The sequence below is a fragment of the Lentzea terrae genome (assembly GCF_003265345.1).
GTDB classification, from domain to species: domain Bacteria; phylum Actinomycetota; class Actinomycetes; order Mycobacteriales; family Pseudonocardiaceae; genus Lentzea; species Lentzea terrae.
On sequence record NZ_QFWW01000006.1, the window covers coordinates 366,985 to 387,185 of the forward strand.

The 20,201-nt window shown below is 68.2% G+C and carries 17 protein-coding genes; 11 read left to right on the forward strand and 6 right to left on the reverse strand.

The genetic code is table 11. The features are described from left to right. Positions 1-807 (reverse strand): family 43 glycosylhydrolase (locus tag DI276_RS50825; RefSeq protein ID WP_112263124.1); only part of this gene is annotated, 807 nt, incomplete at its 3' end. Between the two features lie 672 nt (positions 808-1,479). On the opposite strand from DI276_RS50825, the gene DI276_RS10865 reads away from it, so the two are divergent. Beyond that, entirely contained in the window at positions 1,480-4,581 is a 3,102-nt protein-coding gene (locus tag DI276_RS10865; protein WP_112263125.1) for an RICIN domain-containing protein, read from the forward strand. Between the two features lie 31 nt (positions 4,582-4,612). Here the strand turns inward: DI276_RS10865 and DI276_RS10870 are convergent, their stop codons facing one another. Beyond that, complete coding sequence (locus tag DI276_RS10870) at positions 4,613-5,614, reverse strand: NADP-dependent oxidoreductase (RefSeq protein ID WP_112263126.1); 1,002 nt, start codon at positions 5,612-5,614, stop codon at positions 4,613-4,615. Positions 5,615-5,778: 164 nt separating this feature from the next. Between DI276_RS10870 and DI276_RS10875 the strand changes: the two genes are divergently transcribed. The 5 genes from DI276_RS10875 (at position 5,779) to DI276_RS10895 (ending at position 10,345) form a co-directional block, all read left to right on the forward strand. Next, positions 5,779-6,630, forward strand: coding sequence for an alpha/beta fold hydrolase (locus tag DI276_RS10875; RefSeq protein ID WP_112263127.1), 852 nt, complete (start codon positions 5,779-5,781; stop codon positions 6,628-6,630). Between the two features lie 36 nt (positions 6,631-6,666). Next, the gene (locus DI276_RS10880) at positions 6,667-7,533 is read left to right on the forward strand and encodes an alpha/beta fold hydrolase (RefSeq protein ID WP_112263128.1); all 867 of its coding nucleotides are present in this window, start codon (positions 6,667-6,669) and stop codon (positions 7,531-7,533) included. 35 nt (positions 7,534-7,568) lie between these two features. Next, complete coding sequence (locus DI276_RS10885; protein ID WP_112263129.1) at positions 7,569-8,156, forward strand: TetR/AcrR family transcriptional regulator; 588 nt, start codon at positions 7,569-7,571, stop codon at positions 8,154-8,156. Between the two features lie 99 nt (positions 8,157-8,255). After that, positions 8,256-8,939 (forward strand): response regulator transcription factor, encoded by a 684-nt coding sequence (locus DI276_RS10890; protein ID WP_112263130.1) that lies wholly within the window; start codon positions 8,256-8,258, stop codon positions 8,937-8,939. Further along, entirely contained in the window at positions 8,936-10,345 is a 1,410-nt protein-coding gene (locus DI276_RS10895; RefSeq protein ID WP_112263131.1) for a HAMP domain-containing sensor histidine kinase, read from the forward strand. The genes DI276_RS10890 and DI276_RS10895 overlap by 4 nt, the downstream gene beginning before the upstream one ends. Before the next feature lie 53 nt (positions 10,346-10,398). Here DI276_RS10895 and DI276_RS10900 read toward each other — a convergent pair whose 3' ends face one another. Beyond that, positions 10,399-12,534 (reverse strand): MMPL family transporter, encoded by a 2,136-nt coding sequence (locus DI276_RS10900; RefSeq protein WP_112263132.1) that lies wholly within the window; start codon positions 12,532-12,534, stop codon positions 10,399-10,401. 205 nt (positions 12,535-12,739) lie between these two features. On the opposite strand from DI276_RS10900, the gene DI276_RS10905 reads away from it, so the two are divergent. Next, on the forward strand, positions 12,740-13,951 hold the full coding sequence (locus DI276_RS10905) for a monooxygenase (RefSeq protein ID WP_112263133.1): 1,212 nt from the start codon (positions 12,740-12,742) through the stop codon (positions 13,949-13,951). Between the two features lies 1 nt (position 13,952). Beyond that, the gene (locus tag DI276_RS10910) at positions 13,953-14,906 is read left to right on the forward strand and encodes a Rieske 2Fe-2S domain-containing protein (protein WP_112263134.1); all 954 of its coding nucleotides are present in this window, start codon (positions 13,953-13,955) and stop codon (positions 14,904-14,906) included. A 10-nt stretch (positions 14,907-14,916) separates the two neighbouring features. On the opposite strand, the gene DI276_RS10915 is transcribed toward DI276_RS10910, so the two are convergent. Continuing rightward, on the reverse strand, positions 14,917-15,582 hold the full coding sequence (locus DI276_RS10915) for a response regulator (protein ID WP_112263135.1): 666 nt from the start codon (positions 15,580-15,582) through the stop codon (positions 14,917-14,919). Between the two features lie 180 nt (positions 15,583-15,762). Here DI276_RS10915 and DI276_RS10920 point away from each other — a divergent pair, with 180 nt between their 5' ends. Next, the gene (locus DI276_RS10920; protein ID WP_112263136.1) at positions 15,763-16,569 is read left to right on the forward strand and encodes an alpha/beta fold hydrolase; all 807 of its coding nucleotides are present in this window, start codon (positions 15,763-15,765) and stop codon (positions 16,567-16,569) included. On the opposite strand, the gene DI276_RS10925 is transcribed toward DI276_RS10920, so the two are convergent. Further along, complete coding sequence (locus tag DI276_RS10925; RefSeq protein WP_112263137.1) at positions 16,550-17,938, reverse strand: VWA domain-containing protein; 1,389 nt, start codon at positions 17,936-17,938, stop codon at positions 16,550-16,552. The genes DI276_RS10920 and DI276_RS10925 overlap by 20 nt on opposite strands. 79 nt (positions 17,939-18,017) lie before the next feature. Between DI276_RS10925 and DI276_RS10930 the strand changes: the two genes are divergently transcribed. Continuing rightward, positions 18,018-18,380, forward strand: coding sequence for a BlaI/MecI/CopY family transcriptional regulator (locus DI276_RS10930; RefSeq protein WP_112263138.1), 363 nt, complete (start codon positions 18,018-18,020; stop codon positions 18,378-18,380). Continuing rightward, complete coding sequence (locus DI276_RS10935) at positions 18,377-19,309, forward strand: M56 family metallopeptidase (protein WP_112263139.1); 933 nt, start codon at positions 18,377-18,379, stop codon at positions 19,307-19,309. The genes DI276_RS10930 and DI276_RS10935 overlap by 4 nt, the downstream gene beginning before the upstream one ends. A 3-nt stretch (positions 19,310-19,312) precedes the next feature. On the opposite strand, the gene DI276_RS10940 is transcribed toward DI276_RS10935, so the two are convergent. Continuing rightward, entirely contained in the window at positions 19,313-20,104 is a 792-nt protein-coding gene (locus DI276_RS10940) for an alpha/beta fold hydrolase (RefSeq protein ID WP_112263140.1), read from the reverse strand. Between the last annotated feature and the right edge of the window lie 97 nt (positions 20,105-20,201).

A 20,201-nucleotide genomic window follows, 5' to 3' on the forward strand; every position in this document is an offset into this window, starting at 1 on the left:
GACCGACCTCTTGTGGTTGCCGCCGCCCTCAAGGGCGTTCTTGTGGTACGCGACGTACCACTGGCCCTGGTACTGGAACAGCGAGTGGTGGTTGGTGTTGACGTTGACGTAGTCCAGCAGCACGCCGCGGTAGGTGAACGGGCCCGCCGGCGACGAGCCGGTGGCGTAGTGGATCTGACCCGGCCAGCCGGTCGAGTACGAGAAGTAGTAGGTGCCACCGACCTTGTGCACGTGCGGCGCCTCGCCGTACTTGGTCGCACCGGACAGGCCGACGTCCATGATCGGCCCCGTCGTGGACACCATGTCCGCGCCCAGCCGCACGACCTTCGGCGTGCGCGTGCCGAAGTACATGTACGACGACCCGTCATCGTCGGTGAAAATCATCGGGTCAATGGGTTCCTCGCCGGTGTTGGCGTCCCGGGCCTTGTCCACCAGCGCGCTGCCCCGCGCGTCGGTGAACGGGCCCGTCGGCGACGACGAGACCGCCACGCCGATCTTGGTCCGGTCCACCGGGAGGTAGAGGTAGTAGCGGCCGTTGCGCTCCGTCGCGCCGGGCGCCCACGCGTACTGGCTCGCCCAGGAGAAGCCCGAGATCGAGAAGATGTCGCCGTGATCGGTCCAGTCCACCAGGTTCGACGACGAGTAGGACCGCCACGACTTCGAGTCCCAGTACGTGCCGCTGTTGGTCTGGTCATCGGTCAGGTAGAGGTGCACCCGCCCGTTGAACACGTGCGCGGACGGGTCCGCGACGAAACGGTCGGGGATGATCGGGTTCGCGGCGCTCGCCGGCTGCACACCGATCACCATTGAACCTACGAGCACACCGGCGGCCAGGACGCCGCGCAGGACATTCCGGCTCCCAACGCGTGAAGTCTCGATGCTGATCACTCCCAATCTGCGATATGGCGAGTTTGTGTCCTATATGGACTCGAAGCCCTGATCGAACGCAGAGTGCGTTAACGCTAACAGTCGACAGCAAGAAGCCCAATACCTCGTTTCAGGGGACGCGAGGTTGACACCGGGAACGCCAGTGCGCCGCCAGGATCGTTACTGGGTCAGCGCTTCTGCGACACAGACGACCGGATCGCACCTGGCGATCAGAGCGAGGACTTCGACGATCACTACTCCACCGATTCAGTTCGGCAATCACGTATGTTAGCGCTAACATTCCTGTTCGAGCAGGTAGGCGATCGCCGGTTGGCAACCCTTGAGAACCTTGAGAAAGCAGGCCTGGGCCGTCCAAAACTGCTCTCTGGCATCTCAATACGACACCAGAACCGAAGCGTGCCAACACTTTTCACCCACGAAGCGATGTCCGTCCACTATGGACAGCACACGGCGGTCCGGCCCTCCTGAGACGGCATGGTCGACGATCCCCGCCATTGACATCGGACGTATTACGTCTTACGTTCCAGCCAGCTGTCACCCCTGGGATGCCTGCGGTTGCCCGATCAACGGAGATCGACGAGAGGAACCAGTGTGGCTTCACTTCGTGCTGCCCGGCGAACACTGTCGTGCTCGCTGGCGTTGACGTTGTTCGCGCTCTTGCTCGTGGGTCCCGCACAGTCGGCGGCTGCCGCCGTCCAGGCGACGTTCTACGTTTCACCGTCCGGCAACGACACCAACGCCGGGACGATCACCTCGCCGTTCCGGACGGTGCAGCGCGCCAGGGACGTCGTCCGCACGGTCAACGCCACCATGACCGGCGACATCCAGGTGTATCTGCGCGGCGGGAACTACCCGGTGACAAGCATGATCGAGTTCGCACCGGGCGACTCGGGGACGAACGGCCACCGGGTGCTCTACTCCGCCTATCCAGGTGAGACGCCGGTTCTCAACGCCGGCGTCAGGGTGACCGGGTGGACGCAGCAGAGCGGGAACATCTGGAAGGCTCCGCTCAGCCGCGCGAACAAGCTCCGTGCGCTCTACGTCAACGACAAGCGCGCATCCATGGCCTCAAAGACGATCAACTCGCTCGGTTGCCTCGGGACCTACACCGTCACCGCCGGGCAGGCGCCGTGGGCGTGGGAGTCCGGGTCGGAGTGCGACGGGTCCAGGTACAACCTGTCCGACCTGCCCGTGATCGCGGCGAACCAGGGTGACATCGAGATCCAGACGGCGACGACGTGGACGACTGCCATCGTGGGCGTCCGGCAGGTCACCACGACTGCTGACGGCGCCGGCCGTGTCGCGTTGTTCCAGCAGCCCGGCGCGGCCATCGCCCAGGGTGCGTACAACGGCGACTTCCAGGCCACCGGCAGTCAGAAGATCATGAACGCCCGCGAGTTCCTGGACGCGCCGGGCGAGTTCTTCTTCGACCGGGCCAACCAGACCGTCTTTTACTACAAGGCCGACAACGAGAACATGGCGACCGCGTCGGTCTGGGCGCCCAACAACGTGGCCACGGTGCTCAAGATCGCCGGCACCTCCACCTCCAGCCACGTCCGCAACCTGACCTTCAGCGGAATCACGGTTCAACACTCGGACTGGAACCTGTTCGACGTCGCCGGTTCGTCGTTCAAGCAGGCCCAGCAGGGCAACGGGGGCGACCGCTTCTACGGGAAGAAGAACTTCCACGCCTACTCCTACCGGAACATCGAACTGCCGCCGGGGATCATCCAGCTCGAGAACGCGGACGGCATCGTGCTGGAGCGCAACAAGGTCCAGCACACCGGTGCCGACGGCATCACCCTGAACAACGACGTCCGGGACTCGAAGCTGATCGGCAACCACACCGAGGACGTAGGCGGATCGGCGGTCAACGTCGGGCATCCGCAGCACATCTACATCGGGGACCACACCGGCACGAACAACGAGAAGTACCCGGCGTCGGTCGAGGGTCTCTGCAAGAACATCGAGATCAGCAACAACTACCTGCACGACAGCGCGGTGCTGTTCAACGGGAGCAGCGCGATCTCGGCCTACTTCGTCGACACGTTGTCCGCGCACCACAACCTGATCGAGAAGGCGCCGTGGAACGGCATCACACTCGGCTGGGGCTGGTGGAACTTCGACGGTTCCGCGAACTCCGTCGTGCCGAACGTGCCGACCACCACGGCCAGGAACAACAACATCAGCTACAACCACATCGTCGACACGATGCAGCGCCTGAACGACTCGGCACCGATCTACACGCTGGGCAGCCAGCCCAACACCACCATCAGCAACAACTACCTCCACGGAGTTCCAGCCGGGCACAAGTACGGGATGCACCCCGACGAGGGCTCGGCGTTCATCAACCACCACGACAACGTCCTGCACCTGTCACCGGACACGGCGTACGCGATCAACTCGGGCACCTGGGGACGCCAGCACGACCTGACCATCAGGAACACCTACGGCACCATCAACAAGATCGCCAACAAGAACGTGCCGAACAGCACCATCGAGGACGTGCGTGCCTACCCGGACAACGTCTGGCCGTCGGCGGCGTACCGGATCACGGTGAACTCCGGCATCGAACCGGCGTACCGGGACATCCTGCCCGGCAACGGCGCGTCCTCTCCTGACCGGGTGTTGCCGGCCAGCACGTTCAACGACACCGGGGCATCGTCCGTTCCGATCAGGAGCACCGGCGACGCGACCAAGACGATCTGGCTGGCCCCGCCGGGCACGACCAGCTTCACCCCGGGCCCGACGATGACCAGGGCGAGCGGCACCGCGACCACCATCGCCATCCCGGAGCAGTCCCGCGACTACAAGCTGTACGTCGTGGACGCCCAGGGCAACCGGTCCGCGGAGTCGGCGTCGGTCGTCCGGCAGCACTGGACCCACGTCGACGACAAGGACGCCCGCGTGACGTACACGGGCACGTGGAACAACTGGAACGACACGCAGGACTTCCACGGGTCGGAGAGCTACACCGCGCAGGCCGGCAACTCCGCCGAGTACACGTTCACCGGAACCGCTGTCCAGTACGTCAGCATGACGCAGCCCAACATGGGCAAGGTCGACGTCTACCTCGACGGCACGCTCGTGCAGTCCGACATCGACGCCTACGCGCCGTCCGTGACGAAGCAGGTCGCGCTGTTCCGCAAGACGGACCTGCCCGTCGGATCGCACACGATCAAGGTCGTGTGCAAGGGAACGAAGAACCCGGCCGCAAGTAGCGCGGTGTGCGCGCTGGACGCCTTCTCCAGCGTGGGGTTCGCGCCGAACGGCTACTACAAGATCGTGAACAGGAACAGCGGGCTGGCCGTTGACGTCTCCTCTGGGTCCACTTCGGACGGTGCGAGCATCATCCAGTGGGCCTACAACAACGCTGACAACCAGAACTGGAAGTTCGAGCCCGTGAGCGAGGGCGTGTTCGAGATTTCCTGCCGACGCAGCGGCAAGCTGATCGACGTCTATCGTGCTTCCACCGCGGACGACGCGGCCGTGGTGCAGTGGACCGACAAGAACGACAGCAACCAGCGCTGGCAGCTGGTCGACGCCGGCAACGGGTACAGCAAGCTCAGAAACGCCAACAGCGGCAAGGTTCTCGCCGTGTCCGGCTCGTCGACGACAGCGGGTGGCCGGATCGTCCAGGTCACGGACACCGGGGCGAACAGCCAGCAGTGGCAGATCGTCCGGGTGAACTAGCTCGACCTTGTTGACGACCGATCGTCCAAACCTATTGGACCTTGACGACGACCTTGCCCTTCGCACGCCCTGCGTCGACGTATGCCATGGCCTCGTTCGTCTTCTCGAACGGAAAGACACGATCCAGCACTGGCGAGATGACACCGGAGTCGATGAGGGACGCGATCTCGCGAAGCTGATCCCCGTTGGCGCGCATGAAGAGGAACCTGTAGCCGACCTCGCGACTGGTGGCTGCCTTCCTGACCCGACGGCTCAACACCCGCATCACCGGTGCCAGCATCGGCTTTCCGAGCTCGCGCGCGAAGGCGGGATCCGGTGGGCCTGAGATCGAGATGAGCAGTCCACCGGGCTTGAGCACCCGCAGGGACTTCTCGAGCGTCGCGTTGTCCTGACTGTGCAGCACCAGATCGTAGTCGTGCAGAACGGTTTCGAAGTCGTCCGCCCGGTAATCGATCACGACATCGGCGCCGAGACTCTTGACCAGGTCGGTGTTGGCAGCGCTGGTCGTCGTGGCTACGGTCGCGCCGAGGTGCTTGGCCAACTGGATCGCGAACGTTCCCACGCCACCGGAGCCGGCCTGGACGAAGACCTTCTGCCCGGCCCGCACGCCGGCGATCTCCACCAAAGCCTGCCAGGCAGTCAGACCGACCAGCGGGACGGCCGCCGCCTCCTCCATCGTCAACCGCGTCGGCTTCAACGCCAGATCAGGTTCGGCGACGGAGATGAACTCCGCAAAGGTACCGATCCGATCCTTGCCCGGACGCGCGTAGACCTCGTCGCCGGGCTTGAAGTTCCGCACCCCGCTGCCTGTCCGGACCACGACGCCGGCCACGTCGTTGCCCAGGACAAGAGGCAGGCGATAGGGCAGGATCAGTTTGAACTCGCCATTCCTGATCTTGGAATCCAGCACGTTGACCCCTGCGGCGTGGATCCGGATCAGCACGTCGTGTTCTCGCACCTCGGGCTCAGGCATCTCAGCGGCCCGAAGTTCGTTGCCGCTCTTCGCGTAGCGGTCGACCACGAAACCCCTCATACCAGCCCGCCATCCGTGTTGGCCACACGGAAACCTGCCACTGACCCGGACGTTGACATGCTGACTCCCAGAGATTGGATTACGACCATACTACCATGTGCGCCGTCGTTATATTATGGTCATACTTTCATCGGACGTGGACCACTGATGCGGAAGAGGAACCCATGACGCTCTACGCGGCCGACACCCTCGAAAACCAGACCGTGGCCGCTCCTTCGGTGACGTTCACCTACCGCCGGACCGGCCCTCGCGGAGGTGTACCACTGGTGCTGCTCATGCGGTTCCGCGGCACCATCGACTGGTGGGACCCGGAGTTCGTCGACCGCCTCGCCGCGAACCGCGACGTCATCTTGTTCGACAACGTCGGCATCGGCTACACCGGTGGTGAGCCACGCGATACCGCGGAAGGGTTCGCCGACGGCGCGATCGAGTTCGTCGAAGCGCTCGGCCTGACGCAGGTCGACCTGCTCGGCTGGTCCCTCGGCGGCATCGTCGCGCAGCACGTCGCTCTCCGCCAGCCCGCCCTCGTGCGCAAGCTGATCGTCGCCGGCAGCAGTGGACCTGGCGTGGCGCCTGGCACTCCTGACATGAGCGAGCGAGTTCTCACCATCATGGCCAAGCCGTCCGCCGACGCCGAGGATCTGCTCTACCTCTTTTACCCGGAGAACGACGACGCCCGTGCGTCCGGGCTTGAGCACCTCACGAAGGTCGCCAAGCGCTTGCAGACAGGCGCTCCTGCGGTCTCCGAAGAAGCCGCCCAGGGGCAACTCGCCGCCGTCGCCCGTCTCCTCGCCGTGGACTGGGACCAGCTGAAGTCCGAACTACGGGCAATCAGCCAGCCGGTCCTGTACGCCAACGGAATGCACGATGTGATGATCCCGGCCGTGGCCTCCTACAAGGCGGTCGAGCAGGTTCGGGACTCCACGCTCGTCCTCTACGGCGACGCCGGTCACGCCTTCCTGTTCCAGCACATCGACGAGTTCGTCGCCCAGGTCGACCTCTTCCTAGGCCACTGACACCTCAGGGAAACCCACTCGCAGAAGGGCGAAGTCATGCACAGCGAACACCAGTTCCAAGATGACCTGGTCTTGTCCTATCAGGACGCACCCACTCACACCGTTTCCGCCGGCGGCATCGACTTCGCGTATCGCGAACTCGGCCGGAAGACCGGCGTCCCGGTGGTCTTCCTGACCCACCTCGCCGCGGTGCTCGACAACTGGGACCCCGGAGTCGTCGACGGCATCGCCGCACACCACCGGGTCATCGCGTTCGACAACCGCGGCGTCGGCGCGTCCACCGGCACCACCCCGAACACGATCCAGGCAATGGCGGACGACGCCGTCATGTTCATCCGCGCACTGGGTCTGCCCGAGGTTGATCTCCTCGGCTTCTCCATGGGCGGCATGATCGCCCAAGTGATCGCCCAGGACGAACCGGGACTTGTTCGCAAGCTGGTCGTCGCCGGCACCGGACCCGCCGGCGGCGAGGGCATCAAGAACGTCACCAGGATCGCGCACCTCGACACCCTGCGGGCGCTGGTCACGTTCCAGGATCCGAAGCAGTTCCTGTTCTTCCCGAGGACTCCCGACGGGCGTCGCGCAGGCAAAGAGTTCCTGGCACGACTCAAGGAGCGCGGGAACGACCGGGACAAGGCGATCTCCATCAAGTCCTACCGTGCACAGCTCAAGGCCATCCACCGCTGGGGACTGGCACAACCGGCCGACCTCTCCAGCATCACCCAGCCCGTGCTCGTCGCCAACGGCGACAACGACCGGATGGTGCCGACGAGCAACTCGCACGACCTCGCCCGTCGCCTGCCCAACAGCGAACTGGTGATCTACCCCGGCGCGGGCCACGGCGGAATCTTCCAGTTTCACGCGGAGTTCGTCGAAACGGCTCTCGAGTTCCTCGCGCGCTGACGCCTATGAACGTATGACCGTACTATCATGGAGGCATGGCACGGTACCCGAGCGAACACAAGGACGCCACGCGACAGCGCATCATCGAGACCGCAGGCCGCAGGCTCAAGCGCGACGGCATCGACGGCTCCGGAGTGGCCACGCTCATGAAGGACGCCGGCCTGACCAACGGCGCCTTCTACGCCCACTTCACCTCCAAGGAGAACCTGGTCGCCTCCGTGATCGCCGACCAGATGCGCGAACAACGTGAACGGCTCGCCGAGGTGCCTCCCGGCCGTGCCGGCATCGAGCAGATCGTCCGCGAGTACCTCTCGCCGCAACACCGCGACAACCCCGAGGACGGCTGTCCTTCGGCGGCCCTGCTCGACGAGATCAGCCGGTGCTCGAAGCCGACCAGGCAGGCGTACACCGGCAGCGGACTGGCGTTCATCGACGACATCGCCGCGCGGCTCGCACCGCGTGACCCGCAGTCGGTGCGCACCACCGTCCTCAGCGTCTACGCCCTGATGGTCGGCACGCTTCAGCTCTCCCGCACTCTGACCGATCCCCAACTCGCGGACGATCTTCTGGAGCACGGCATCCACAACGCCCTCAAGATGTTGCGCGCGACGCCGGCGCGGTGAGCAGTTCGCACGACGAAAGTCCCGGCGACGCTCTAATCCTGGCCTCAGGTTGATCGGGGACGATGAGCGGCAAAAGCATCGACTGGAGGGCGGGCCGGCGTGCGGATCATGATCGCGGATGACGAGGCGGCCATCCGTGAGTCGCTGGAGCGGGTGCTCCAGGTCGAGGGTTACGACACCAGCACCGTCGCCAACGGTCTCGCCGTGCTCGACGGGGTCGAGGGCGACGAGCCGGATCTGCTGATCCTCGACGTGATGATGCCCCGCCTCGGCGGGGTGGAGACCTGCCGGCGGTTGCGGGCAGCTGGCCGGGATCTGCCGGTGCTGATGCTGACCGCCCGGGATCAGGTCTCCGACCGGGTCGCGGGGCTGGACGCGGGCGCCGACGACTACCTGCCCAAGCCGTTCGCCACCGAGGAGTTGCTGGCCAGGGTCCGGGCCCTGCTGCGCCGCCGGGCGCCGGGCGACGAGGAGTCGCAGATCCTGACGTTCGCCGACGTCCGGGTCGATCCCGACAGGTTCGAGGCGTGGCGGGGCGGGCGGCCGCTCCGCCTGACCCGGACCGAGTTCTTCCTGCTGGAGGTCCTCGTGCGCAACGCGACCCGCGTGTTGACCCGAGGCGAGCTGTTCGGGGCGATCTGGGGCTTCGACATGAGCGTCACCTCCAACAACCTCCAGGTGTACGTGAGCTACCTGCGCCGCAAGATGGAGGCCGAGGGTGAGCCGCGACTGATCTACACGCGGCGCGGCTTGGGGTACACGTTGCGGGAGACTCCTCCGTGAGCAAGCCCGCCGGCCGGGGCACCCGTTGGTGGCGGCGGCGGTCCCTGCGGACCAGGCTGACGGTGATCGCGGCGACGGCCATCGCGGTCAGCGTGTTCCTGGCCTTCCAGGTGGCCAGCGAGCTGCTGGACTGGGAGCTGCGGAACACCGCGGAGGACCAGCTGCGCGCCGACTCCCGCGTCCTGGCGGCGAACGCGGAACGCGCCGGTCTGGCGCAGGTCGAGCTGCCGCCGTACCCCGGATCCGGTCGGCTGGTGCGGGTCATCCTGCCCAACGGCTCGATCCGGACGCCGGTCGGCCAGCCCGCGCTGCCCCCGGTCAGCGAACACGCCGGGCGTGTGGCGCAGGGCGCGTCGGCCGACCTGATGGAGTCGGGCGACAGCGACGAAGACGGTTACTTCATCTACACGCTGCGGGCAGGCGACGGCGCGGTCCAGGTGGCCCGCGTCGCCGACGACAGCCCGATCAACCGGTTCGGGTTCGGCATGCTGCTGATCGGGCTGCTCTGCGTGGTCTGCGGCGCCCTGATCGGGCGGGCCGTGGCGCGGACCGGGCTGGCACCGATCGACCGGCTGACCGCCGCCGCGGTACGTGTCGCGCACACCCGGGATCTCGACGCCGACATCCCGGACGAGGGCGGTGGGGAGATCCGGCAGCTGATCCAGTCGATCAACGACATGCTCGCCGCGCTCCGGGACTCCCGGCAGGCCCAGCGGCTGCTCGCCGAGGACGCCGCCCACGAGCTCAAGACCCCGCTCACCAGCCTGCGCCTCAACATCGAACTGCTGATCCGGCTCGATCGGCGCGGCGTCCTGGACAGCGCGTTGCCCTCGGAGAGCCGGACCCGGCTGCTCAACGATCTCGGCGCCCAGGTGGCCGAGTTGAGCACCCTTGCCGCCGAGCTGACCGACCTGGCGCGCGGTGACGTCAGCGACGAGAACACCGAACTGATCGACCTGGCCGACGTGGTGGTGGCCGCCTCGGCGCAGGCGTGTTCCCGCATGCCTGACGTCGAGGTCGCGCTCGACGTGACCTCCGTGTGGGTGAGCGGGCGTCCCGCTGCGCTCCAACGGGCGGTGCTCAACCTCATCGACAACGCCGGCAAGTGGTCCCCCGCGGACCAGCCGGTCCAGGTCCGGCTCCGTGTCCAGGGCGCGTCGGCGGTGCTCGAGGTCGACGACGCCGGGCCGGGCATCGACGCCGCCGACGCACCGCGGGTGTTCGACCGGTTCTACCGTGCCGACAGCGCCAGGGCGTTGCCGGGATCCGGTCTGGGGCTGTCGATCGTGCAGCGGGTCGTCGACGCCCACGGCGGCCGGGCCACCGTGGCCCGCTCCGCACGCGGTGGCGCGCTGCTTCGGGTGGACCTTCCGGCCGCCCGGCTCGCACAGCCGTCAGGCCCGTGAAAGATCCGGGACGGGGCCTCAGCTCGTCCCGGATCTCGTCCGTGCCGCCGCGCTCACCGTTGCAGCGCGGGCTCCTCGTCGTCGGCAAGCGGCCGTGGAACGTCCGGTAGCTCCACCGGTCGGGACAGCCGGCTCGGCCACCACATCCGCCGGCCGATCAGCAGGGTGAGGGCGGGCACCAGAATCGACCGCACCAGCAGGGCGTCGAGCAGCACGCCGAAGGCGACCAGGAACCCGACCTCGATCAGCATCACCAGTGGAAGCGAGACGAGAACACCGAACGTGGCCGCCAGGACCAGGCCCGCCGAGGTGATCACACCACCGGTGGCGGACAGGGCTTTGAGCATGCCCACTCGGGTGCCCAGACGCACTGCCTCCTCCCGTGCCCGGCTGGCCAGGAAGATGTTGTAGTCGACACCGAGCGCCACCAGGAACAGGAACGCCAGCAACGGCACCGAGTAGTCGATGCCCTTGAACCCGAGGATCGTGTCGAAGACGAACACGCTGCCGCCGAAGGCCGCCGCGAACGAGACGACCACGGTGGCCATCAGGACCAGCGGGGCCACCACCGCTCGCAGCAGCAGCCCGAGGATGATCAGGACGACGACGAGCACCAGCGGGATCACGAGCTTCTCGTCGCGGCTGGTGGTCTCCTCGGTGTCGAGGTGCTCCGCACTGGGCCCGCCGACGATCGCCTCCGCCCCGCTCACCGCGTGCACGGCGGTGCGCACCCGCTTGATCGTGTCGTACTCCGCGACGGTGTCCGGTGCGTCCTTCGGGAACACCGAGATGTCGGCCCAGCCACCGCTGGTCTGACCCGGGACGGCGACCGCCACACCGGGAACGCCCTTGACGACGTCGAGCACCCGCTCCTGGTGCGCCGGCCGTGTGAAGATCGTCATCGGCTGGCCGCCGAGCTCCGGGAAGTGCTGGCGCAGAACGGTGAAGCCGGTGACCGACTCCGGCGCGGACACGAACTGGTCCTGCTCCCGCAGGGCACCGGTGTTGCCCGTCAGACCGAGAGCGAGAACGCCGAGGACTCCGAGCGAGCCGAGCGTCGCCACCCACCGGCGGCGGCTGATGGCGGCGCCGAGCCGCACCCACATCCCCGGCTTTTCTTCCACGGCCGTGCTGAACCGCGGGACGGCCGGCCAGAAGATCCGCCTGCCGAGGACCACCAGCAGCGCCGGGAACAGCGTCAGCATGGCCACCAACGCGCACAGGATGCCGGCCGCGCCGATCGGGCCCAACCCGCTGGTGCTGTTGAGGTCCGCGACGAGCAGGCAGAGCAGGCCGGCGACCACGGTGGCCGCGGACGCGACGATGGCCGGCGCCGCGCCGCGCAACGCGTGGATCATCGCGACCCGGACGTTCTCGTGGTGGTGCAACGCTTCCCGATATCGGGCGATGAGCAACAGCGCGTAGTCCGTGCCGACGCCGAACACCAGGATCGTCAGCAGCGCCGAGTTCTGGTCGTTGACCACGATGCCGAAGCCCTTGACGAGCAGGTAGACGGTCGCCATCGAGGTCAGTGCGGCCGCGCCCACGGCCACCAGCGGGATGAGCCACAACACCGGGCTGCGGTAGGTGATGATGAGCAGGAGCGTGACGACGACGATGGTGGTGAGGAGGACCTGCAGGTCGATGCCGTCGAAGACGGCGTCCATGTCGCCGTCGACCGCGGCCGGGCCCGTCACCTCGAGTTCCAGGCCGGCGGGGCGGTCCTTCGCGGCGTCACGCAGCGGGCCGACGATGGCCTCCGGTCCGCCGTAGGTCGTGCTCACGTCGAGGGTGAACATCATCGCCTTGCCGTCGGCGGAGGGTCTCGTCTGCGGGCCCTCGTCGTCCTCGCCGGCCGGGGCCGCCACCTTGGGCGGGTACCGCTTGGCAAGGGTGCCGTAGTGGCGCTCGACCACCGCGCGGTCGGCATCGGTCATGCCGGTGTCGCGGTGGTACACGAAGACGAACGTGTTGTCCTCCCCGCCGGGAAGACTGTCCTCCAGCACCGCGACCTTGGTGGACTCGGCGCCGGCCGGCAGGGTGTCCACGGCTTTGTCGGTGGTGACCGAACTCAGCTTTCCGCTCAACGGCCCCATGACGACCGTCAGCACCAACCACAAGCCGATCACCAACCACGGCACCCACCTGCCTGCCAACCGACCGGCGGGCGGCGCTGCGTCGACTGCCATTCACGAGCCTCCTACACACGTGTTACTTCGCCTATCTGGCGCCGACTTCCTACCGAGCGAATCTAAGAGGACCGTTAATGCGGTGTTCAGGACCGTCGGCAGTCCTAAGAGGACTCAACGGAGTAGTACCGTCGTACCGCCTCCCTCCCGAAGTGACGACCGCGGTACGACGAAACGGGACGGATTTCGGCCTAGCGTTCAGGACATGACGAAATCTAGTAGTCCACTGTGGAGGTTCGGGGTGGCCACCGTGGCGCTGGCGACGGCGTTCACCGTCGTCGCCTGTGGGTCGAACGCCGGCAACGGTGCGGCACCCGTCCCGACTGGCCCGCACAACGGGCACGCGGCTCAGCCGCCGGCTCCGCCGCAGCCGCTGCGCGCCGGCGAGCGGTTCGTCGACCTGAAGATGGCCGAGGCCTACACGCCCACGCCGTCGGGGGACAGCGGCACGGACGAGTACCGGTGCCAGGTGATCGATCCGGGCCTGACCAAGGCGGCGTTCCTGACCGGGACTCAGGTCACGCCGGAGAACGTCGCCCTCGCGCACCACGCCATCGTGTACGCGGTGCCGCCGCGCGGCGCTGCCCTGGTGCGCGAGCAGGACGCGAAGACCCCCGGCGTCGGCTGGCAGTGTTTCAGCGGGACCGGCGTGAAGGGCGCCGACGTGGAGGAAGACGAGCCGGGCGCGACGTGGGTGGACACCTGGGCGCCCGGCGCCTCGGAGACGCTGTTCACCCAGGACGTCGGTTTCAAGCTGGAGCCGGGCAGCCTCATCGTCCTCCAGATGCACTACAACCTGCTCGCGACCGACGGCAAACCGGCCGGGTCGGACCGCTCGGCGGTGCGGCTGCGGCTGACGGACGGCACGCCGCAGACCCGGGAACTCGACACGTTTCCACTCGACGCGCCGACCGACCTGCCCTGCGCCGCCGACGAGTCGGGTCCGCTCTGCGACCGGGCGGCCTCGATCGCGGACGTGACGAAGCGGTTCGGGCCGGAGGTCGGCGGCACCGCGGACGAGCAGCTGGAGGAGTGCGGCCAGAGCGCCCCGAAGCCCGGTAACACCCAGACCTGCGACCAAGAGGTGCCGGCACCGATGACGCTGTTCGCCGGTTTCGGCCACATGCATCTACTCGGGCGGTCCATCAAGGTCGAACTCAACCCGGGCAAGCCGAACGCCAAGGTCGTACTCGACGTGCCGCAGTTCGACTTCGACAACCAGCGGCTGGTGAAGCTGCCGGAGCCGGTGGAGATCGGTCCGGGGGACACGCTGCGGGTGACGTGCACGCACGACGCGGGGCTGCGCAAAAAGCTGCCGCAGCTGAGCAAGCTGCCGCCTCGCTACGTGGTGTGGGGCGACGGCACCAGCGACGAGATGTGCACGGGCATCATGACGGTCTCTCCCCACAAGTCCTGACATGACCCGGTTGCGTCTGGACTTCCCGAGGCGGTCGCCGGTCTGGGTGTTGTTGCCACTGCGTGTTTTTCTCGGTGGCACCTTCGCCTATGCCGGTCTCTCCAAGCTCCTCGACACGCACTACTTGGACGACACCTCCCCACTCGGTGTCCACGCGCAGATGGTGAACGCCGCCGCGACCTCCCCGATCGGCCCGCTGGTCTCGCTGGCCGCCGACCACGCGACCGTCGCCGGGCTGGCGATCGCTTTCGGGGAGATCGCGGTCGGGCTCGCCACCCTGCTCGGGCTGTTCACGCGGCTCGCCGCCCTCGGCGGTGTCCTCCTCTCGCTCAGCTTCTTCCTGACGGTGAGCTGGACGACTCGGCCGTACTACGTCGGGGCCGACATCGTGTTCGCCTTCGCCTGGACTCCGTTGCTGATCGCGGGCGACGCCGGAGTGTTGTCACTGAGTGCCCGGCTGCGTGCGAAGGTGCGGCACGGGCTCGGCCTGCCGGTGCACCCCACGCCGGAGGAAGACGGGACCGTGCAGGACGACGTCGAGCGGCGCACCCTGCTGCGGAGCGGTCTGATCGCGGGGGCGGCGACCGCTGCCGGAGTCACCGCGGGCAGCGTGCTGGCGCTCGCCCGGCGCCCTGCCGGCTCGCCTGCGGACTCGGTGAGCCACGGCCCGGTGATCGCTGCCGTCGACGACGTCGCCGTCGGCTCGTCGAAGAGCTTCACCATGCCGGACGGGAAGCCCGCCCATCTCCTGCGTCCGGCGCCGGACACCTTCCTGGCGTTCAACGCCACCTGCAGTCATCAGGGCTGCCCGGTCTCCTACGTCGGCCCTGGATTCCGGTGCCCCTGCCACGGCGCCACCTACGACGAGAACGGTCAGGTGACCGGAGGGCCGGCACCCGCACCGCTGGTCAAGATCCCGGTCAAGGTCGTCGAAGGTCAGGTGGTGCTCGCCTGATCATGAAGCGCTAGATCGGCCGGGTGAGTCTCAGGTCGTAGGCGAGGATGACGGCCTGGATCCGGTCCCGTGCGCCGATCTTGGCGAGGACCCGCCCGACGTGGGTCTTCACCGTCGACTCCGACAGCGTGAACCGTTGCGCGATCTCGCCGTTGGTGAGGCCGTGGCCGATGGCGACGAGGATCTCGCGCTCGCGGCCGGTCAGGGAGTCCAGCCGGGGATCCTTCCGCACGGGCCCGCCGAGGTCGTCGTCGAGCTGGTCGGCGAACGTGTCGAGCAGCCGCCGAGTCAGCGCAGGCGCGATCACCGCGTCCCCGGCGGCGACGGCCCGGATGCCGGCGAGCAGCTCCTCCGGGCGCGTGTCCTTGAGCAGGAACCCGCTCGCCCCGGCCCGCAACACGGCGAACGCGTACCGGTCCACGTCGAACGTCGTCAGCACAAGGATTCGCGAACGCCGACTGGCGGCGGCGATGCGCCGGGTGGCCTCGATCCCGTCGACGCCCGGCACGCGGACGTCCATCAGCACCACGTCGGGATGCAGCTCGGTGGCCCACCGAACGGCCTCGGTGCCGTTCTCGGCCTCGCCGACGATCTTGGTGTCGGGGGTGCTCTCCAGCAGCATGCGAAACCCGAAGCGCTGCAGCGGCTGGGCGTCCACCACGAGCACAGAGATCATGAACGGCTGCCTTTCAGGGGCACGTGGACGGTCCAGCCGCCGTCCGTGCGGGGCCGACGATGCCTACTTCATACCGAGCAGACCTGAGACGACCGTTAAAACGGCGCTCAGGCTGGTTGGCCGCCGGCGCTGAGCCGAGCGAGGTTGTCGTCTGTCCGGGGAAGGCACGAGGATCGTCTGGTGATCGACTTCAGCTATCCCGGCGCGGACGGCTGGCCGCTCCACGGCGCGACCACGGGGTCGGGGCCGGTGGTGGTGTTGCTGCACGGCGGCGGGCCGGACCACCACAGCCTGGTGCCGCTGGCCACCCGCCTGGCCGACCGGTACACCGTGGTGCTGCCGGACGTGCGCGGGTACGGCCGCTCGGTGTGTGCCGACCCAGCGCGGCACACCTGGGCTCGGTACGCGGACGACGTCGCCGCGCTCCTGGATCACCTCGGCGTCTCCAGCGCGGCGGTGGGTGGCACCGGCCTCGGCGCGACCATCACGTTGCGCGCCTGCCTCGCACATCCCGACCGCGTCGCGGCGGCGGTCCTGATCAGTGTCGAGGACGTCGAGGACGACCACGCGAAGCAGGCGGAGATCGAGTTCATGGACGCCTTCGCCGACCGCGTGCGCACCGCGGGCATCCAGGCGGCGTGGGAACCGGTCCTGGGTGATCTCGCGCCGGTGATCGCCGCTCTGGTGCGCGACGCCATCCCGCGGTCCGACCCCGAGAGCATCGCCGCGGCCGCGGCGATCGGGCGCGACCGTGCCTTCCGCAGCGTCGACGAACTGGCCGGGATCGCCGCGCCGACGCTGATCTTTCCCGGCATCGACCACCGGCACCCCGCAGCACTGGCCGAGGCGCTCGCACGGCTGCTCCGCAACGGGCGGCTCGCACCGGCAGCCTTCTCCGCCGAGCTCAGGGACGCGGAAGGCCTTGCCGCCGCGGTGGCCCCGGCGATCCGCGAGTTCCTCGACGCGGCTACCGGCAAGCGGACTTGACGCAAGCGGCGACGCGGTCCGGGTCGATCTTGTTGCGCTCCAGGAGCCGGCGCACGCCGTCGTTCTCGAGCAGGCAGAGCAGGAGCGCGCAGCCGTCCAGGTGGCGATCGGGCCGCGGCCGGGGATCGATCACGAGCGGAGGCGCTTCGTCACCGCGAGCCCACACCGCGCAGGTCCGGAGCTCCTCGCGGGTGAACGACGTACCGCGCAGGTCGGCACCGGCCGCACGAACCAGCACGCGGTACACGCCCGGTTCAGCAGTGGGGATCGAGGCACCGAACACCCCGGGCTCTTGCGCGGACAGGGACATGACGGCCTGGCTTCCCGCAGGGGTGGTCACCACGGCGCTGATCCGGGCGGAGGACAAGGGAATCCCGCTGTCGGTCAACGTCGCCGTCAACTGTGCCGGGCTGCCCGGCAGCCGGGAGCCTTGCGCGAGTGCCACACCGAGCCGCAGCGCGCTGCGGGCCTGGACGCTGAGCGTGAACGGCACCCCGTGGGTCTTGATGCCCGTGACGATCCGCTCGAACAACTGCCCGCCACGTTTGCGGTCGGCGAGCCGCTTGCGCAGCTGGGTGATCCAGCGGTCGAGTTGGCGGCCGTCCACGGACAGCACCGCCTGCCACTCCCCCGCCTGTCCTGCCACCCGCAGCGCGCGGTAGGTGTCGGCGACGACCTCCGTCGGGCTGATGGTGCGGCCGTCCGGTGCGATGAGCTCCACGTCGAGGGCACGGGCGGCTTCGCCGAGCACCAGCACGTCGGCGCGGATGTCGGCGGCGGTGAGCAGGAACGGGACGATCACCTTGCCGCCCAACGGAACGAAGCCGTCCGGGTCGACCACGACGGCCGAGTTGGTCGCTCCGGCGAGGACCTGGGCGAAGTACTTCTGCAGCAACAACTGGTCGTCCGCGCCGGGGTTGCCGGTCAGCAGGAGGTAGCCGCCGGTGCCGTTCGCGATGTCGGACAGGGCGCCCGGGTTGAGCTGGTCGGCGGTGCCCAGGCCGATCGCGAAGACCCGGCTGTGGACGGAGGACGCCGCGGCCGCGATGGTCTTGTCCGCTGTTTCGTGGCCGTCGGTGAAGACGATCGTGGCGGCGTGGTCGTAGTCCATCGTGACCGGTGCGAGCTGGGTGGCGGCGCTTTCCAGGCCGTCACCGATGGCGGTGAGGCCGCTGGGGTCGGTGAGCGTTCCGGTGATCGCGGTGGAGGCGGCCAGCCGGCCTGCTCCGCCGATCATGGGGCCGGCGTCGGTGACCGGTGCGGCCTCGGCGGCCTCGGCGGCGTCGGTGGCGAAGCGGACGACACCGATGGCGTCGTTGTCGTCGAGCAGCGTGACGAACAGCGGCGCGGGTGGGTGGCGTGAGTCCACCCACCCGCACATCGGGGAGCCTTGGCGTGACCTTCGGAACCGGCCGTCGCGTACCCTTGGCCTGCGGAAAGGGTGTGCGATGCGCGGACTGGGTGAACTGGAAGCAGCGGTGATGGACGTGCTGTGGCACGCCGGTGAGCCGCTGCGGGTGCGTCAGGTGCTCGAACGCCTGGACACCGGCAAGGCCCTCGCCTACACCACCGTGATGACGGTGATGGACAACCTCCACCGCAAGCAATGGCTCACCCGCGAGCTCGACGGCAAGGCCTACCTGTACGCCGCGACCACGACCCGCGCCGAAGCAGCGGCGAACGCGGTGCGCGAGATCCTCAGTGCCTCCGGTGACCCGCAGGCCGCCCTGCTGCACTTCGCTCAGACGGCCTCCGACGAGGAGTCCGACGTGCTGCGCAAAGCGCTGCGGAGGAAGGCTTCGAAGAAATGACCGTGGCCCTCGCACTGCTCCTCGGAGCTGCCCTGGTCGGCTGGCTGGCACCACGCCGGCTCGTCCGGCTCGCAGACCCGGTGGTGGCGCTGGTCGCGTGGTTCGTCTCCGTCGTCGCCGTGATCACCACGGTCGCCGGCGCCATGTTCCTGTTGGTAATCCCCGATCACGGGCTCGGCGTCCTGACCGTGTTCCACCACTGCTGGGACTCGCTGCAACACGGCAGCGGCCCGACCGTCGAGGCGGTCAGCGGCTTGACGGGCACCGCTGCGCTGACAGCCCTGCTCACACGCGTCGCCGTCGTGGGCCGCCGCACGGCGCGTCAGCGGGCGCAGGAGGGCCGGCGACACCTGGACGTCCTGCGGATCGCGGCACGTCGCGAAGCGGGCCCGCACCCGACGCTCTGGCTGGAGCACGACCGTCCACTGGCGTTCAGCCTCGCGGGCAAGCCCGGCGTCGTGGTCGCCACGGACGGTTTGCACCGCCACCTGACCCCGGCGCAGGTCGAGGCCGTGCTGACCCACGAACGGGCCCACCTCGAGGGGCGCCACCACCTCCTGGTGACCATCGGCGATGTCGTCGCGGCCACCCTGCCGTTCCTGCCGCTGTTCAAGCACGCGGCGATCGCGATCCGCGAGTTCGTCGAGATGGCGGCCGACACAGCCGCGGTGCGCGCTCATGGCGCGGACAACGTGCGAGTCGCGTTGCTGCGGGTGGCCGGACACGGTGCACCTGGTGCGGCCCTGGCGATGAGCAGGGACGCCGTGGAGACGAGGCTGGCGCGGTTGCACCAACGGCGCAGCGCTCCGAGCACGGTGCGGCGGCTGCTGTCGTGCGGTCTCGCGGGTGCCACGGCCATGGTGCTGCCCGCCATCGCGGCCGCCGGTGGGCTGACGGCCCTGATGCTGCTGGTCTGCCCGGCCGGCTAGCGCTCAGTCGCCGAGGAAAGTGGCCGCACGGCTCGTCCAGGTCTTGATGTCTTCCACCGAGGTCGACACGTGCAGAACCGAGTTCGGGATGAGCTCGTGCAGTCGTTCCGCCGTGGCCACCGGGTGCAACGGATCGGTGGCCCAGGCCAGGATCAGGGTGGGATGGCTCAGCTGCGCGATCTCCTCGGGAGCCGGCAGATCGGATGCGCCGACGCCTTTGAGGAGTGGCGCGAGCAGTTCGTCCGCCACGTCCGGGGTCAGGTCGAACTTCGGATAACCGGCGAAGATCGGCAGCGGCTCGCTGCGGGCCCACTCCTCGCGCCACGCCGGTGCTCCGTGGGTCTCGATGCGGCGAGCGGTGTCGAGATACCAGTCTCGTGCCTTCTGCGGTCCGGTTTCCCATGCGACAGGCGGAATAAGCAGGACCAGCCGCCGGAACCGGTCCGGTGCGGCGATCGCTGAACGCAACGCGACGTCGCACCCCAGCGAAGATCCGGCGAAGTCCATCGGTTCGTCGAGCTCGAGCGTGTCCAGCAGCCCGAGCAGGTCGCGCGTGAAGTTCTCGAACCGGTAGTCGTCCGGCTCTGGACGGCCGGTGGAGTTTCCGTGTCCGCGCTGGTCGTAGGTGAGCAGACGGCGTCCTGCGGCCAGTGCGTCGACGTCGAAGAGCTCCAGCCGCCGCACCGCGCGCCGGCTGAGGAAAACGCCGTGGGCGTAACCGATCGGCGTTCCGGAACCGGTGAGCTGGTATGCGATCCGCGCACCGTCGCGAACGAAGTAGTTGTCGGATGTCATGCGCGCACCTCCTGTTGCGGGGTTCACACCGAGGTACGGATACGGTGTAGGGGTATCCAGATATACCCCCTTGGGGTATCGCGTGCAACCGCGGCGG